This is a genomic window from uncultured Clostridium sp. (assembly GCF_937920395.1).
In the GTDB taxonomy this organism is placed as follows: Bacteria; Bacillota; Clostridia; order Clostridiales; family Clostridiaceae; genus Clostridium_AD.
In genome coordinates this window covers 1-16,101 of sequence record NZ_CALEVF010000324.1, presented here as the reverse complement: position 1 = coordinate 16,101, position 16,101 = coordinate 1, and the positions used below count along the sequence as shown (strand labels likewise).

Genomic DNA, 16,101 nt, shown 5'->3' with positions numbered 1-16,101 from the left:
CTTCTTCAGGAATTGGTGCTGAACCATGATTAGGTCCTTTAGCAACACAAATCATTTCTGAAACTTCTGTTGAATAAATCATAATATTATCTCCTTTCTTATGTAGATGGTAATTTAATAAACTTTATAATTAGTGGGCACTAAAAAATCCCACTGGGTCAATATTGAAATATCTTAACAAGTCTATTTTAGCAAACATAATCTAATTTAACAATAGCATTAATAGAAGTTGATAATTTAGTTACAAAATAATTTAATATAATAACTATTGTTTTGAAATTATTAATTGAATATTACCTCTAAAATAATTATAATTGTATAAAGCAACCTTTTGATAAATTAGAATAATTATATTGGGGGATATTAATATGCAAAACGAAGATAATAGTGGAAATGATAATGATAATTCGGAATCGGAAAAACTTGTACGAGAAATAATTGACCAAGGAGAAAGTTTTAACTCTATTGAAGAAGATTTATTACATGAATTAATGAGTAATAGAATATCCAAAGATGTCACAATCGTAAATTCGCACTCTCGCAACTTTGGAAATAAAATGGCTGATAAAATAGCAGCATCTGTTGGGAGTTGGAGTTTTATAATAATTGCACTTTCAATTATTGTAATATGGATAGCAGTTAATACTATTTTCAAAAATTTATTTGATCCGGCTCCTTTTATACTTCTTAATCTAGTTCTATCTTGCACTGCAGCTATACAAGCTCCGGTAATAATGATGAGCCAGAATAGACAAGAAGAAAAAGATAGAATAAAATCTAAAAATGATTATAAAATAAATTTTAAATCAGAATTAATTACTCAGGATTTACATAAAAAAATGGATTTATTGATAGACAATCAAAAGGCACTCGATAAAAATCAAGCAAAAATGATGGAATATATAAGAAGTTTAGAAAAAAGCGCCACCCACTTTGAAAGTGATAAATAATACCTAATAAAACAATCTATAAATGAATAAAATACAAATAAAGTACTATCATAAAGATAATATTAATTTTATAAGGGGGCAATTATGAACAATTATGAAGAAAACTCACTAAAAGAAATGTTTTTATGGCAAGAAAAGATGAAAAAGGGACCTTCTGCATCAAATGATTTTGCTAAGAGTATACAAAACAAGATGAATAACTTACTTCCAGGTAAAGTTCAAAATATTATTGATACTTCAATTGAAAATATGACAAAAATAGTACTCTCGGGCTCTGAATATACGGCAAAACCCCCACTTACTAATACCTCCCTTGAAGAACGCGAAACAATGGCCAAAAGCAGTATTGATTTTTATAGAAAAGCCGCAACCGTAAGTGGTGCTGGTACTGGTGGTGCCGGGCTTCTAATTGGCCTTGCAGACTTTCCAATTCTTCTAAGTTTAAAAATGAAATTTTTGTATGAAATAGCTAGTATATATGGCTTTGACGTTCGCAATTATAAAGAAAGATTATATATTCTATATGTTTTTCAATTGGCCTTTTCAAGTGATAAAAGAAGAATTGAAATTTACACTCAAGTATCAGATTGGGATAACCACGTGAAAAATTTACCGGACGATGTAGAATCTTTTGATTGGAAAACTTTCCAGCAGGAATATCGAGATTATATAGATTTGGCCAAAATGTTACAACTTGTTCCAGGCATTGGACTCGTTGTTGGTGCTTATGCCAATTATAAACTAATGAACAAATTATACGATACTGCACTTAATGCATATAGACTAAGGATTTTTAAAAAATAACCTATATAAAAGAACACTAAAAATAACCCTCAAATTAATTTAATTAAGATGAGGGTTCCTTTTTTATTCTACATTAAGAATTTATAAGCATGTTCTCAATTTTTAAAATATAATTAGAATTTTTCAGTAAATATTTCAAAATATCCTTGAGGATGTGCACATGCTGGGCATACTTTAGGAGCACTTTTTCCTTCAAAAATATAACCACAATTGCCACATTTCCACATAACTACTTCTTCTTTATCAAATACTGTATTATTTTCTACATTGTTTAATAGTTGTCTATATCTTTCTTCATGATGTTTTTCAACTTTAGAAATTTCTGTATATAGTCTAGCAATCTCTGGGAATCCTTCTTTCTCGGCAACTTTTGCAAATGATGGATAAAGATCTGTCCATTCTTCATTTTCTCCATTAGCTGCTGCTAGTAAGTTAACCTTTGTGTCTCCAAGAGCTACAGGATATGTTGCATTAACTTCTACCACTTCTCCACATAAATCTTTATTTGCAAACTTAAAGAATCTTTCAGCATGTTCTTTCTCATTTGCTGCCGTTTCTGTGAATATATTAGATATTTGTATGTACCCTTCTTTTTTTGCTACTGATGAATAAAAAGTATATCTGTTCCTAGCTTGTGATTCACCAGCGAATGATTTCATAAGATTTTTAGCAGTTTCTGTTCCTTTTAATGTTTTCATGAAAATCCCTCCTAATTTTTCTCCTCAGAGAAAATGATCGTATATTAAGGTATTCTATAAATATGATAACTTTCCTCTTTTATATTATTACAATTTACAAACAATTAATATTCTTTATGATATTATCTACAGCCTTTTCAACATATTTAGGATTAGTAGCCATATTTAATCTAATAAATCCCTTACAATCTTTGCTAAACCATTCACCATAATCTACAGCTAGTCTACACTTACCTTGTATAAATGCTTTTGTTTCACTAGGCTTTATATACCCCCTCAAATCCATCCAAATAAGATAAGTTCCTTCTAATGGAGTAATAATTATTTTTGGTGCTTTATCTGCTAGTCTTTCTTTTACATAGTTATAGTTATACTTTATTACGTCTAGTAGAGAGCTTAGCCACTTTTTTCCATAATTATAAGCAGCCTCTGCTGCAGTTATTCCCATAATATTCACTTCTGTCTTGTTAATAGTTTTTGAATATACATCATATCTTTCCATTATCTTCTTATTAGAAATGATTATATTGCAATTTAATAATCCGGCTAAGTTAAAAGTTTTTGACGGTGCTGTAACTGTTATTATATTATCTGCATACTTTCCACCGCTTACTATAGCTGCTGGTATTTGCACATTTTCTCCAATTATAATATCTTGATGTATTTCATCTGAGACAACAAGTACATTATGTGTTTTACATATAGATAACACTTTATCTAATTCTTCCTCCGTCCAAACCCTACCAACTGGATTATGTGGAGAACATTGAATAAATAATTTAACATCATTTTCTATGATTTTTCTCTCAAAATCTTCAAAATCGATCCTATATACTCCACTTGTATTAATTAATTCAGATGTAATTAATTTTCTTCCAGTATCTTTTACCGAATCGTGGAACGGATAATACACAGGAGTAATAATAATTACTGAGTCACCAAACTTTGTAAATGCATTAACAAACCAATATAAAGAAACAACAACACCAGTTGAAAAACGTATCCATTCTTTATCTACTTTATAATTATGCTGATTTTTTTCCCAATTAATGAAAGAATCATAGTAGGAATCAGGTACATAAGAATATCCAAATATCCCATGTTCAATTCTTTGTTTCATTGCAGTTACTACTACATCCGGAGCTTTAAATTCCATATCTGCCACCCACATAGGTATTAAATCTTTATCACCATACCGTTTATCTAAAGCATCCCATTTCAATGAATTTGTTCCCACTCTATCCATTGCATACTTTGTACAAAATTGCTCTATTTCCATATTTAGATCTCCTTTTCCTTTGCTGGTATCATAAAAAAAACTTTACCCCTAGCTATTACGCTAAAAGCAAAGTAATTTTATTTTTTAAATAATATATCTACTTAATTATAACTTAAAATGCTGGAATTACAGCACCTTTATATTTTTCTAATATGAATTTTTTAACTTCTAGAGAAGTTAATGCCTTTGAAAGTGCTTTTATATAAGGTTTATCTTTATCTTCTTTTCTAACAGCGAGTACATTTGCATAAGGTGAATCCTTTGCTTCAACAGCTAATGCATCTGTTAATTTTAATTTAGCTTCAATAGCATAATTAGAATTTATAACTGCTGCATCCATATCTTTTAATATTCTTGGAAGTTGAGGAGCATCTAATTCAGTTATTTTTAAGTTCTTTGGATTTGATGTTATATCAAGCTTTGATATAAGGTCTCCAGTTTTTAATTTTAGAAGTCCTGCTTTCTCAAGTACTCTAAGTGCTCTTGCTCCATTTGAAGGATCATTTGGTATAGCTATGCTTGCTCCATTTTTTATATCACTAAGTTTTTTGTATTTATTAGAATATAAAGCCATTGGTTCAATATGCACCTTTACAGTCCAAGTCAAATCTAACCCTTTTTCTTTACTAAATTCTGTCAAATAAGGTACGTGTTGAAAGAAATTCGCATCAAGTTGCTTTTCAGCAAGTGCTGTGTTTGGTGTTACATAATCCGTAAATTCTACTATTTTAAGAGTATATCCTTCTTTTGCAAGAAGTGGCTTTACAACCTCTAATATTTCTTTATGTGGTATTGGTGAAGCCCCTACTGTAATAACTTTTTTATCAGTTACTACTGCTGCTTTTTTTGATCCACAACCACCTAATGCGAAAATCACAACTATTGATAATAATATACTTAATATTTTTTTCATTTTGAATCCCCCTTATATTCTCTTTGTAATACTTACTAGCTAGACCGATTAATATTTTTCTTTTTAAGATAGCAATTATTAATTGTTATCCCCCTATTTTATTAATTTAATACATATATATATAATCAAATTTACTTTATCATTTTACTGTATAGTAAATTTCCTAAGGCTTGGATTATTTGTACAATTACAATTAATATTATTACAGTATATATCATGACATCTGACTGAAATCTATAATAGCCATACTTTACAGCTACATCTCCAAGGCCACCACCACCAATTGTTCCTGCCATAGCTGAGTACCCTATGATATTTATTATAGTTAAAGTAATTCCAAGAACTATAGATGGCATTGCCTCTTTTAGCATAACTTTGAATATAATTTGATAAGTTTTTGCACCAAAAGATTTTGCTGCTTCAATAATTCCATAATCTACTTCGAGTAGTGCAGTTTCTATTATTCTTGCAGCAAAAGGAGCTGCTCCAAGTGTTAATGGTACTATAGCTGCATTGGTACCTATTGTTGTTCCCGTAATAAGTTTAGTTAGAGGAAATATAGATATCATAAGTATAATAAAAGGAAAAGAACGTAATACGTTAACTACTAAATTTAAAATTTTGTAAATTACACTATTTGGTCTTAGCCCTTTAGGGCCAGTTATAATGAGTCCGATTGCCGCAATAAATCCTAAAATCACTGTAAATATTGTTGATAATGTTACCATATATAATGTGTCTAAAAGTGCTGGTAGTAAAACTTCACTAAATAACATTTATGCTCCCCCTTATATTCTTTCAAGTTAGATTTTCTTATTATTTACTATCCTCGTTTTGATTTTCAATTTGTATTAAATCACTATCTATTTCCCACTCTATAGATCTCTCATCTAAATATTTTAATATTTTTATTTTGTTTTCCTCATTCGTATTTATAATAAGACTCCCCATTACACTATCTCTGAATTTTTCAAGCCTTCCCCATACTATTGAGAAATCAATATCAAGCTGCCTTGCTAGCGATGTTATTAAACAACTCTGGGTAATTTCCTTTGTGAAAAATATTTTAATATTATAACCAGTAATAGGTAGTAACTCTTCCTCACCAATAAGTATTTTCATCTCTTTTGTTGGTTTAATAAATAATTCATCTGTAAATCCGTGACTTTTAATTTTGCCACCTTCTAGAAGAATAAATTTATTACAAATTTCTTTTACCACTTCCATCTGATGAGTAACTACAACGATTGTTATATTAAATTTATTATTTATATCTCTTAAAAGCTGTAATATAGATTTTGTAGTTTTAGGATCTAGTGCAGAAGTCGCCTCATCACAAAGTAATATTTTAGGGTTAAGCGCGAGTGCCCTTGCTATTCCAACTCTTTGCTTTTGACCTCCACTTAACTGCTTTACGTTTGTTTTTACTTTATCATTAAGACCTACTAAATCTATTAAGCTATCTACTCTTTCCTTAATGTAGCTTTTATCATGCCCCCATACTTCAAGCGGAAATGCTATATTGTCAAAAACATTTTTACTGTTAATAAGGTTAAAACTTTGAAATATAATGCCTACATCTTTTCTAAACTCACGAAGCTCTTTACGGCTTAATTCATTAACCACTTTGCCCATTATGTTAATAGTTCCGGCATCATATGTCTCAAGGCCATTAAAACATCTTAGCAAAGTAGACTTTCCTGCACCACTATGACCAATAACACCGTAAATATCACCTTCATCTACTGTAAAGGAAACATCACTTAATACTTTTACATTTGAAAAACTTTTACTTATGCCACTAACTTTAATCATAATATCTCCTCTCCTATTAATTTATTAAAATTCATTCTTAAAATTTTATTATTGCCACGATTATTTATAATCATAAAAAATAGTGCCCAAAAATAAACTTGGGCACTACTTCCAAACTTATTCTTATCTTGCAGCCACGCTGCAGGATTTAACACCATGTATCTTACGATACTGGTTGTCGGGTTTCATAGGGCCAGTCCCTCCACCTCTCTTGATAAGACATTATTAAATTTTAATCCATAAAAAATTAAAAACCTCTTTCACCATTAATGATGAAAGAGGTATAAATATTCAATGACACCTCTCTCATCTTCCGCTAAGTTACTATAAACTTAACGCAGGAATTAGCACCTATTCAGGCATTTATCGTCTGATGGTTGCCGAGATATCATCGGGCCGGTCCCTCTATCTCTCTTGATGAGAATAACTAACTTATTAAATTATATCTATAGTATCACTATATGTTTAATATGTAAAGACGTAACTATAATTCTTTTAAAAAATTTTATTAACCAAATTTTTATTGTTTATTAAATTCTACCCTCTTGGAGCATACATAATAATAAGAGCCCCAATTATTGCTATAGTGCCACCTATCAAATCAAACTTATCAGGAATTATATTCTCTATCTTCCAGCCCCATAATATTGATAATACAATAAAGATACCACCATATGTTGCATATACTCTACCAAAATTAGCGCTTGGAGGTTGCAGCGTCGGAATTACACCATATACAATAAGTGCCATAGCTCCAAAAATTCCGTACCAAAGACTTTTCCCCTCTCGTAACCATATCCATATAAGGTAGCCCCCTCCTATTTCAAATATTCCTGCTACTATAAAATAAAATAATGACTTAATTAATTCCATATATATCTCCTTAATGCACAACAAAGGCCAGGTATTTTTAATCGATTATTATTAAATATACCTGACCTTTATATTAAATTATATTTTGTTTTATTCTACTTTTTCAAACTCTGATTTAGAAACTCCACATAATGGGCAAACCCAATCTTCTGGAATATCTGCAAACTTAGTGCCTGGTGCTATTCCGCCATCTGGATCTCCTACCTCTGGATCATACTCATACCCACATACCAAACAAACATACTTGTCCATAAAAACATCTCCTTGTAATTGATTTTAATTAATTATTTCATTAATTTTTCTCAATTTATTTTTTCTATACTCTTATAATAATCTGTATATCTATCTAATTCCATATCATCATAATATATGTTTTTTATAATGTCAATATCCCTTCATTAATTCGCTTAATTTTATTAATACTTTGTGATTTATTAACTATTTATGGTAGAATATAGTATAAGAATTCAATGTGAAACCATTTACACATATTACTTTCTATAAATGTAATTCATATCAAATCATATAGGAGAAAATATTAACAAACTAAGCTTGTTAATTCAAGTATAAAAACTATATTAAATTATCAGTATATTAAGTAGTAATAATATGTGTTATTATTGTATGTGCTTTCTAAAAGAATAATCCTACAATAAAGTATTTTTATTTAATTATAATTAATAATTAAAGAATACAAATTGACTTGCACCACTTTATTGACAATAATGTAAAATAATAATATTATAAATACATAAACTAAGACCTTTTTTAATAGTATAATAAGGACTTGTAGTGTTTTATTAATACATAATTTATCAAACTAATTTTAAAAATTTGAAATAGGCCCTTACTTGTGACGACAAATATTTTTTATTACTAAGTCAAAACCACCTTACACAAAAATGCTACCTCCATTGTGTATACTAAAATCATAGTCGTCCAAGGCATACACCTGGGCAATTTTTTTTTGTAGAATAAATGCTAAAGGAGGAAATATTAATGGATGATAATATAGAAACAATAGAACCAGCAAAAATCAAAAAGAAACTTTGGAAAAAAGTCGTTAAGTTTTTATTGATATTTTTTGTTGTAATTTTCATAGCAGTGACATTAGCTTCAGGATATATTTACATTAAATATAATGCTAAAATAAAATCAACTATTGTAGCTGGTAACAAAATAGCCCAAAATATAAGTAATACTGATTTTAATACCAGGAAACCAACTCAAGTTTACGATAATAAAGGCCTGCTATTAAAAGAATTTAACACCAACTCATATTATTACACAAAAGATTCAGACTTAAATCCATATGTAAGCCAAGCCATTACTTCAATTGAAGATGAGAGGTTTTATGAACATAATGGAATAGATTATAAAGGTATACGAAGATCAATTTGGGTATATATAAAATCTAAAGGAACTATTCTTCAAGGTGGTTCTACAATAACACAGCAACTCTCAAGGAATGTATTTCTTACCTTTGACGTAACTGTATGGAGAAAATTAGAAGAATCTGTTATAGCATTGGATTTAGAAAAGAAATACACCAAATCACAAATATTAGAGTTTTATGTAAACAACGTAAACTACGGCAATGGCTGTTATAGCATTGAAAGTGCTTCGCAATTTTACTTTCAAAAGAGTAATCGTGACTTAGACGTTTCGCAAATAGCTATGCTTGTATCAATTCCTAATAATCCATCTTACTATAATCCTATTAAACACATGGATAATGCAACAAATAGAAGGAATTTAGTTTTAGGTAAAATGTTAAGTTTGGGTAAAATATCACAAACAGACTATAATACTGCAAAATCAGAAGTTATTAAGCTAAACGTAAAACCTTATGTGAAAACAACACATGTAGACTACAGTATTCAATATGCTATTCACAATGCAACACTTGAATTAATGAAAGAAGATGGTTTTGTTCCAAAATATTCTTTTAGTAATGATAAAGAAAGAACAGCCTATTTTAATAAGTATAATGATGATTATGCAACCAAGGAAAAAACTCTTCTTAGTGGAAGATATAGAATAGATACATCTATCGATACTGCAAAACAAGAAAAATTACAAAGTGTAGTAGATAATAAGCTTGCGAATTATTCACAAACAGATAAGACCTCAGGTTTATATAAAAAGCAGGGTGCCAGTGTCACAATAGACAATAATACTGGAGAAGTTGTAGCTATAGTTGGAGGTAGAACTCAAGATAATAACACTTTTAACAGAGCGTTTTTAGGGGTAAGACAACCCGGTTCTTCTATAAAGCCATTAATAGCATATACTCCTGCATTTGAAAGAGGATACATCCCAACAAGTGAATATATAGATGCCCCAATAGATAACGTGAATAACGATGACTTTGCGTTCCGTGGCTCTGTAACTATGAAATATGCTCTTGATATATCTATAAACACCATTCCAGTTAGATTAGTAACCGAAAATGGTGTAAAGAAATCGCTAAAATATTTGCAAAATATGAGTTTCAAATATATAACCCCTGATGAATACCCTGTAGTTGGAATAGGCGGTTTTTCAAAGGGTGTTACCCCTGTTGAAATGGCTTCAGGTTATTCAACACTTTCAAGAAATGGTAAATTTACAGAACCAACTAACGTACGTAAAATAACTAATAATGTAATTAATCAAGTATTATATGTTAATAAACACAAACAAACTAAAGTATACGATAGTGGTGCTTCTTACCTTATGACCGATACTTTAAAGAGTGTATTAACAGAAAGTTTTTCAACCGGAAATGGTTTATCTCTTAATGACTATCCTTATACTGCAGGTAAAACAGGAACTACTGACCAATCAAAAGATTGTTGGTTTATAGGCTATACTCCCTACTATACAACATCCGTATGGGTAGGAGATGATACTCCAACTGCGCAAAACATGTTTGGAGCAAATGAACCAGGTCAGATATGGAAAGAATATATGGAGTATCTACATCAAGGTTTAGTACAAGTAGACTTTCCTCGACCTAACACCATAATTGATAAAAACGGAGTATTAATGGACACCATATATGTTGGCCTTCATCCTAATGACAATGGAATAAAAAAAGCAACTAAAGAAAAAGTTAAAACTAAAGAAGATACAAGTGCAGCTCTTGAAAAAACTAATGAAACTGCTGCTCAAAATGCTGTTGGAGCACTAGAATCATTCAATCTCTCAAATAGCTCACAATATGCTCGATACCAAACATTAATTCAAAATGCTACTTCTGCTTTGCAGAGTGTAAAAGATAAAAATGTTTATTCACAATTACAAACAAGACTGCAAAATATGATAAGTAAACTTAGTAGTAAAAAAGCTACTTTAGAAACACCAACAAAGACACCAACAAAAACGCCAACAAAGACGCCAACGAAGACGCCTACAACTACGCCAACAACGACGCCAACAAAAACACCAACAAAGACGCCAACGAAGACGCCGACAAAGACGCCGCCAACAACGCCAACAACGCCGCCAACAACAACGCCAACAAACCCACCAGCAAAAACTGATGGGACTGGTAAATGATAATATTTTATTTAAAGAAGGGTAAATGTTAAAATAAACATTTACCCTTCTTTTTATGTACTATATAAAGATATAAGCTGTATCCTTAATCAATATTACTATTCATGACTATGAAAATGATCATGCTGCATACTTCTATCACTTGCATGAAGGTGTCTATGATAATGCTCATCTATAAGATTTACAGAAAGTAATAATTCTTTATTTGATAATATATCTTCAGGCGTACCACTAGCAACAATTTCATGATCTTCATTAAAAACTATCACCCTATCAGCTATTTCTTCCACAATATCAAGATTATGAGTACATGTAATTAGAGTTTTACCTGCATTATTAAGTTCTACCAATAGATTAATTAGCCACCTTTGACTTCGAGGGTCCAATCCATTCGTAGGTTCATCCAATATCAAAACTTTTGGATTTATTGATAATACGGATGCAATAGCCACTTTCTTTTTCTCGCCACCACTTAATCTATAAGGCGGTCTATCTTTTAATGATTCTAGTTCAAGCATTTGGATAACTCCATTAACCCTATCCTCTACCTCCTTAAAGTTAAGCTTCATCTGTAGTGGACCAAATGCTATTTCTTCCCACACATTCGTAGAAAATAATTGTGCATCGGAATTTTGAAATATAAATCCTATTCTTTGACGAAAAGCCTGCGCAAACTGCTCATCATTTAATGTTTCTTCCGTAACAAGTTGTCCAAAAGCGCTATACTCACCTTTACTTGGAAATATCAAACCATTAAGAATCTTTAAAAGTGAAGATTTACCTGACCCATTAGCTCCTAAAATAACTACCTTTTCACCACTATAAATGTCTAAATTAATACCGCGAAGTACCGTTTCACCAGGTATATATTCAAATGAAACATTACGAAGTTTCATTACTTTTTCCTTATCCAAGAATAATCTCACCTCCAAAAGCTGCTAAAACACAAATTATAACACATAAGAGCCATTGGAAATCAAGTAAAGTAAAGCGAAATCTGTTCATAATAACAGGTTCCCCTTTGTACCCCCTAGATAGCATTGCTCCATACACTTCTTCACTTAAAGCATAACTCTTACCAAAGAGACTTCCAATCGCATTAGACACGAAATGACGTCCATCTTTAGATGAGGTTTTACTAAACGTTCTACTCTTTTTCGCAACAAACATATCTGTTGTAATATTTAATAATATAAAAATATATCGATAACACATTTCAAGCGTTGTAATAAATATTTTTGGTAAAAGCAAAACCCTTAATGCCTTTAGCAAACTAGCCCATCTAGTTGTAGTAGTAAATAAAAAAGCTAAAGAAACCGTAACCCCCACTCTAACTATTAACAAAATCGCCCCTGATAATCCTTGCGATGTAATAGTAAGAACAGATGGAAATATTAGTGGTCCCAAATGCAACTTATGACCAAAGTCTATAAGTGAAATTAAAGTAGTTCCAGGTCTTACAAAATTGAAAATTGATGGTAGTACAGCAATTCCAGTAAAAAGTGGAGTAATTAGCCATATACGTTTAAAATATGATTTTAATGGGATATATGAAATCTTAGCTAAAATACATGATATTAAATAAAGAATAGTTAATATCAGTACATTATGAATTAAAGTAGATGTTAATATTAATATAAATAAAGATATTACCTTTATTCTGGGATCTAACTTTTGTAAAAATCCCTTTTTTAATGCTATGTCTTCAAAAAAGATAACTTCCTTTAAAATCTTAGCAATACTATTAATAGTCTTTTCTAAAAAACTTCCTTTCTTCCTTTTACCAATACACCCACACGGGCACAGGCTTACCTCGCCACTATTTAATAACCAATCCGGTACTTGATTTTTCGAATCCATTTGGTTTCTCCTTCAAATTGACTTTCCTTAACATCTCATTTTATCGTATAGTGATACTAAAGTATATAAAAATAAAGCTATTCCTAAATGTAAATAAATACATTTAGAAATAGCTATGTTTTAAACCATCTTTTTAAATTTTATATTATTAGCCTAATATTTGTTTCATATCCTCTTCTGGTGTACTTATTGGTTTAATATCAAAAGTATCAATTAGGAATTGTAGTACATTAGGACTTAAGAAAGCTGGAAGTGTTGGTCCTAGGTAAATTCCTTTCACTCCAAGTGATAATAATGCTAGTAGATCGGCAACAGCTTTCTGCTCATACCAAGTTATTATAAGTGAAAGTGGTAGATCATTTAAAGTGCACTTAAATGCATCAGCTAAAGCTAGTGCTATTTTAACCGCAGAATAAGCATCATTACATTGACCAATATCTAGTAATCTTGGTAACCCTGCAACTTCACCAAATTCTAATTTGTTAAAACGGTATTTTCCACAAGCCAAAGTAAGAATTATACAATCCTTTGGAACAAGCTGCGCGAACTGCGTGTAATAATTTCTTCCTGATCTTGCGCCGTCACATCCTCCTATCAAGAAGAAATGTCTAATTTTACCTTCCTTAACTGCATTAACTATTGTTTCAGCATGACTTAAAGTTGCTTTGTGTCCAAATCCTACAAGGATTTCTTTAACTTCCTCATCCTTTTCAAAACCACCAAGTTCTAGTGCTTTACTTATTATTTCAGAAAAGTCCTTATGTCCAGTCTCATCGGCCTCAATATGTTTTATACCATCCCAACCAACAACACTTGTTGAGAAAATTCTATCTTTATAAGAATCTTTTGGTTTCATTAAGCAGTTTGTTGTCATTAAAATACAACCTGGTATGCCATCAAATTCCTTTTGTTGATTCTGCCAAGCTCCTCCAAAGTTACCTACTAAATGTTTGTATTTATTAAGCTTAGGATAACCGTGAGATGGCAACATTTCACCATGAGTATAAATATTTATTCCCTTACCCTCGGTTTGCTCAAGTAACATTTCAAGGTCCCTTAACTCATGACCCGAAATTACAATAAATGGTCCTTTTTTAATATTCACATTAACCTTTGTAGGTGTAGGAGAGTTATACATCTCGTTGTTACCTTTATCTAATACTTCCATAACCTTAACGCTCATATCTCCAGTTTTAATTAAATACTTGATAAGATCTTGAAGATTTATTTTATCGTCAGTAAGTACTGCTAAAGCTATAAAATAAAAATCATCAACCTCATCGCTACTGTATTTAATAAACCTAGCTTGGTGCGCATATGCCGCAATTCCTTTTAGTCCATATTTTATAGTTTCACGAACTGAACGAATATCTGCATCTAAATTTTCATCATACATAACTCCTGCTTTTTTAGCATCTTCAAGAATTTGTTCTTTAGTATCACTTAAATTATATAATGCTTCCTCGCTAGTTACATTTTCATCTATTGCTTTTTTTCTAACCTCTTCTTTTATTACTTGAGATTTTTTAAGTGCATCCATATGAGACTTTGGATCAAAGTTTACATTAGTAAGTGTCATAAACAATGAATTTTCAACAAATGAAACCCATGACTTATCAATTTTTTCACCTTTAGCTAAAAGTTTAGTTACATAACAACTTATTCCTTTTAACTGATAGATAAGAAGATCCTGCATAGCTGCAATCTCTGGTGTTTTACCACAGACTCCAACTTTTGTACAACCTTTTCCACCGAAAGTTTGTTCACATTGATAACAAAACATTTTTCCTTGCATATGTATCCCTCCTAAGTTTTTATATTATTCTAGTTTTATATTACACTACTTTTATATAAATATACAGGATAATAAATAATATCAGCATATTTATGTTTAATAAAATGCTGATATTATTTATATTAGAAACACTTGTATAAAAGGTGCTACATTTATTATACTTCCTTTGAATACATTGGGGATGGGTTGGGAGCAAGTATAACATAACATGACATATCTTTATCACTAGTATTAGTTAAGCTAAAAACTTCAGTTCCCTTGCAGTGTATAACATCACCTTTAGTAATCTTATGATTTATTCCGTCTACACCCATATCTCCTTCACCTACAAGCACATGAATAATAAGATCGCTTTGCTGGTGATTATGAGCTGGTACTCCTTGACCTGGTTTAAAATTCAAAACGAAGTTTAGTACTCTATCTTCTTTGAAAATAATCCTTTTAGTAAATTGCTCTTCGTTATATACTATTTTATCTGATATTTTCTCTATTTTCATAATATTTCCCCCTATTTTGTTATATCTCAATTTAATTTATTACTCCACAGTTATGGCTCCCACTGGACATTCCTCTTCTGCCTGCTTTGCACTACTAACTAGATCTTCTGCAACCTCATCCTTTGATGCTACTGCTTTTCCGTCGTCTTCCATTTCAAAAATTTCTGGACATACCTCTGGGCATAATCCACATCCAATACATGTATCCTTATCTACGTAAGCTTTCATTAATATCACTCCTTAAATATAGTTTACAAAACTTTATTAAGCTTTTTCAAAATCAGTTTTTGTAACTCCACACAATGGGCATACCCAATCTTCTGGAATATCCTCAAATTTAGTACCTGGTTTTATTCCACCATCTGGGTCCCCTATTTCTGGATCATACTCATACCCACACACTATACAAACATATTTATCCATAAAAACATCTCCTACTAATTTATTTAACTTTTAACTTTTAACTTTTAACTTTTAACTTTTAACTTTTTACACTATAATACAACTATACTTTTTTTCAGCCGTATTGTCCGTAACTTATGTTACTCGGGTGATTGTTATTATGTTATAACCTTATTCTATATATTAGTTTGCACTTTCTTTGCGTAAATATGCAGAAAATGAGTTGAAATTTATTCTGAGTATAATTCCTCCTCATATTTTTATATTGTACTAAGTAACAAATCAGCGGTATAAATAACTGCACTTTCAATGCCCTTCACATTATTAATGCTTGGTGAAAACTTAATTCTTATTGGAAACTCTATATCTATCATACCAGTAGACTTAATTACATCCGAGGTACTTAAAACTTTAATATTAGTCCTCTTCAAATAATCCTGAACTACCTCTATAGCTTCTCCACTCCAACCATAAGAGCCAAAGGCTGCCCCTATCTTCTTTTCTAGGTTCAAATTACTAAGACTTTTTAGTATATCTTCCATGTTGCCAATAATGTCTGCATATTTTGTAGAGCTTCCAAAGAAAACAACATCTGCATCATTTATAGCCTTCATTACTTCTTCTTTTGGTATTTTATTTACATCCATAATTTCAGAGTGTATATTTTGTTTT

At 30.7% G+C, this 16,101-nt stretch carries 16 protein-coding genes, 1 pseudogene and 2 riboswitches; of the genes and pseudogenes, 3 read left to right on the top strand and 14 right to left on the bottom strand.

Annotated elements, in window-relative coordinates:
* The first annotated feature begins 368 nt into the window (after positions 1–368).
* Both Q0649_RS19950 and Q0649_RS19945 read left to right on the top strand, forming a co-directional pair.
* Positions 369–950, top strand: a complete 582-nt coding sequence (locus tag Q0649_RS19950) for a DUF1003 domain-containing protein (RefSeq protein ID WP_298845965.1) — start codon at positions 369–371, stop codon at positions 948–950.
* 84 nt (positions 951–1,034) lie between these two features.
* Entirely contained in the window at positions 1,035–1,754 is a 720-nt protein-coding gene (locus tag Q0649_RS19945; protein ID WP_298845963.1) for an EcsC family protein, read from the top strand.
* A 113-nt stretch (positions 1,755–1,867) separates the two neighbouring features.
* Here the strand turns inward: Q0649_RS19945 and rbr are convergent, their stop codons facing one another.
* From rbr to rd (Q0649_RS19910), 7 genes are all read right to left on the bottom strand, one after another.
* Positions 1,868–2,452: a rubrerythrin gene (gene rbr / locus Q0649_RS19940; protein WP_298845961.1), complete on the bottom strand. Its 585-nt coding sequence runs from the start codon at positions 2,450–2,452 to the stop codon at positions 1,868–1,870.
* 94 nt (positions 2,453–2,546) lie between these two features.
* Entirely contained in the window at positions 2,547–3,731 is a 1,185-nt protein-coding gene (locus Q0649_RS19935) for a MalY/PatB family protein (protein ID WP_298845960.1), read from the bottom strand.
* 112 nt (positions 3,732–3,843) lie between these two features.
* Positions 3,844–4,644 carry a MetQ/NlpA family ABC transporter substrate-binding protein gene (locus Q0649_RS19930; protein WP_298845958.1) on the bottom strand — a complete coding sequence of 267 codons (801 nt, stop codon included), beginning with the start codon at positions 4,642–4,644 and terminating at the stop codon, positions 3,844–3,846.
* Positions 4,645–4,775: 131 nt separating this feature from the next.
* The gene (locus Q0649_RS19925) at positions 4,776–5,420 is read right to left on the bottom strand and encodes a methionine ABC transporter permease (RefSeq protein WP_298845956.1); all 645 of its coding nucleotides are present in this window, start codon (positions 5,418–5,420) and stop codon (positions 4,776–4,778) included.
* 40 nt (positions 5,421–5,460) lie between these two features.
* Positions 5,461–6,459: a methionine ABC transporter ATP-binding protein gene (locus Q0649_RS19920; RefSeq protein WP_298845954.1), complete on the bottom strand. Its 999-nt coding sequence runs from the start codon at positions 6,457–6,459 to the stop codon at positions 5,461–5,463.
* 120 nt (positions 6,460–6,579) lie between these two features.
* Positions 6,580–6,680: riboswitch (SAM riboswitch) on the bottom strand.
* 82 nt (positions 6,681–6,762) lie between these two features.
* Positions 6,763–6,883: riboswitch (SAM riboswitch) on the bottom strand.
* A 113-nt stretch (positions 6,884–6,996) separates the two neighbouring features.
* Positions 6,997–7,332 carry a YnfA family protein gene (locus Q0649_RS19915; RefSeq protein ID WP_298845952.1) on the bottom strand — a complete coding sequence of 112 codons (336 nt, stop codon included), beginning with the start codon at positions 7,330–7,332 and terminating at the stop codon, positions 6,997–6,999.
* Positions 7,333–7,422: 90 nt separating this feature from the next.
* Positions 7,423–7,584 (bottom strand): rubredoxin, encoded by a 162-nt coding sequence (gene rd, locus Q0649_RS19910; RefSeq protein ID WP_216149421.1) that lies wholly within the window; start codon positions 7,582–7,584, stop codon positions 7,423–7,425.
* A gap of 747 nt (positions 7,585–8,331) precedes the next feature.
* On the opposite strand from rd (Q0649_RS19910), the gene Q0649_RS19905 reads away from it, so the two are divergent.
* Positions 8,332–10,875 carry a transglycosylase domain-containing protein gene (locus tag Q0649_RS19905; RefSeq protein WP_298845949.1) on the top strand — a complete coding sequence of 848 codons (2,544 nt, stop codon included), beginning with the start codon at positions 8,332–8,334 and terminating at the stop codon, positions 10,873–10,875.
* Between the two features lie 98 nt (positions 10,876–10,973).
* Here the strand turns inward: Q0649_RS19905 and Q0649_RS19900 are convergent, their stop codons facing one another.
* From Q0649_RS19900 to Q0649_RS19870, 7 genes and pseudogenes are all read right to left on the bottom strand, one after another.
* Complete coding sequence (locus Q0649_RS19900) at positions 10,974–11,789, bottom strand: energy-coupling factor ABC transporter ATP-binding protein (protein WP_298845947.1); 816 nt, start codon at positions 11,787–11,789, stop codon at positions 10,974–10,976.
* On the bottom strand, positions 11,782–12,735 hold the full coding sequence (cbiQ, locus tag Q0649_RS19895) for a cobalt ECF transporter T component CbiQ (RefSeq protein WP_298845945.1): 954 nt from the start codon (positions 12,733–12,735) through the stop codon (positions 11,782–11,784). The genes Q0649_RS19900 and cbiQ overlap by 8 nt, the downstream gene beginning before the upstream one ends.
* A gap of 148 nt (positions 12,736–12,883) precedes the next feature.
* A complete protein-coding gene (gene hcp, locus Q0649_RS19890; RefSeq protein WP_298845944.1) occupies positions 12,884–14,530 on the bottom strand; it encodes a hydroxylamine reductase in 1,647 nt (548 codons plus the stop codon).
* Positions 14,531–14,685: 155 nt separating this feature from the next.
* Positions 14,686–15,027, bottom strand: a complete 342-nt coding sequence (locus Q0649_RS19885; protein ID WP_298845942.1) for a cupin domain-containing protein — start codon at positions 15,025–15,027, stop codon at positions 14,686–14,688.
* Between the two features lie 39 nt (positions 15,028–15,066).
* Positions 15,067–15,255 (bottom strand): ferredoxin, encoded by a 189-nt coding sequence (locus Q0649_RS19880; protein ID WP_298845940.1) that lies wholly within the window; start codon positions 15,253–15,255, stop codon positions 15,067–15,069.
* 36 nt (positions 15,256–15,291) lie between these two features.
* Complete coding sequence (rd, locus tag Q0649_RS19875) at positions 15,292–15,450, bottom strand: rubredoxin (RefSeq protein ID WP_298845938.1); 159 nt, start codon at positions 15,448–15,450, stop codon at positions 15,292–15,294.
* Between the two features lie 239 nt (positions 15,451–15,689).
* Positions 15,690–16,101, bottom strand: a pseudogene (locus Q0649_RS19870) (FprA family A-type flavoprotein); the annotation flags it as partial.

Excerpts from the sequence above, each read along its gene's own strand:
- Q0649_RS19920 (WP_298845954.1), bottom strand. The coding sequence starts at position 6,459 with ATGATTAAAGTTAGTGGCATAAGTAAAAGTTTTTCAAATGTAAAAGTA.
- Q0649_RS19935 (WP_298845960.1), bottom strand. The coding sequence starts at position 3,731 with ATGGAAATAGAGCAATTTTGTACAAAGTATGCAATGGATAGAGTGGGA.
- rd (WP_216149421.1), bottom strand. The coding sequence starts at position 7,584 with ATGGACAAGTATGTTTGTTTGGTATGTGGGTATGAGTATGATCCAGAG.
- rbr (WP_298845961.1), bottom strand. The coding sequence starts at position 2,452 with ATGAAAACATTAAAAGGAACAGAAACTGCTAAAAATCTTATGAAATCA.
- Q0649_RS19945 (WP_298845963.1), top strand. The coding sequence starts at position 1,035 with ATGAACAATTATGAAGAAAACTCACTAAAAGAAATGTTTTTATGGCAA.
- rd (WP_298845938.1), bottom strand. The coding sequence starts at position 15,450 with ATGGATAAATATGTTTGTATAGTGTGTGGGTATGAGTATGATCCAGAA.
- cbiQ (WP_298845945.1), bottom strand. The coding sequence starts at position 12,735 with ATGGATTCGAAAAATCAAGTACCGGATTGGTTATTAAATAGTGGCGAG.
- Q0649_RS19930 (WP_298845958.1), bottom strand. The coding sequence starts at position 4,644 with ATGAAAAAAATATTAAGTATATTATTATCAATAGTTGTGATTTTCGCA.
- Q0649_RS19885 (WP_298845942.1), bottom strand. The coding sequence starts at position 15,027 with ATGAAAATAGAGAAAATATCAGATAAAATAGTATATAACGAAGAGCAA.
- Q0649_RS19925 (WP_298845956.1), bottom strand. The coding sequence starts at position 5,420 with ATGTTATTTAGTGAAGTTTTACTACCAGCACTTTTAGACACATTATAT.
- hcp (WP_298845944.1), bottom strand. The coding sequence starts at position 14,530 with ATGCAAGGAAAAATGTTTTGTTATCAATGTGAACAAACTTTCGGTGGA.
- Q0649_RS19880 (WP_298845940.1), bottom strand. The coding sequence starts at position 15,255 with ATGAAAGCTTACGTAGATAAGGATACATGTATTGGATGTGGATTATGC.
- Q0649_RS19950 (WP_298845965.1), top strand. The coding sequence starts at position 369 with ATGCAAAACGAAGATAATAGTGGAAATGATAATGATAATTCGGAATCG.
- Q0649_RS19915 (WP_298845952.1), bottom strand. The coding sequence starts at position 7,332 with ATGGAATTAATTAAGTCATTATTTTATTTTATAGTAGCAGGAATATTT.
- Q0649_RS19905 (WP_298845949.1), top strand. The coding sequence starts at position 8,332 with ATGGATGATAATATAGAAACAATAGAACCAGCAAAAATCAAAAAGAAA.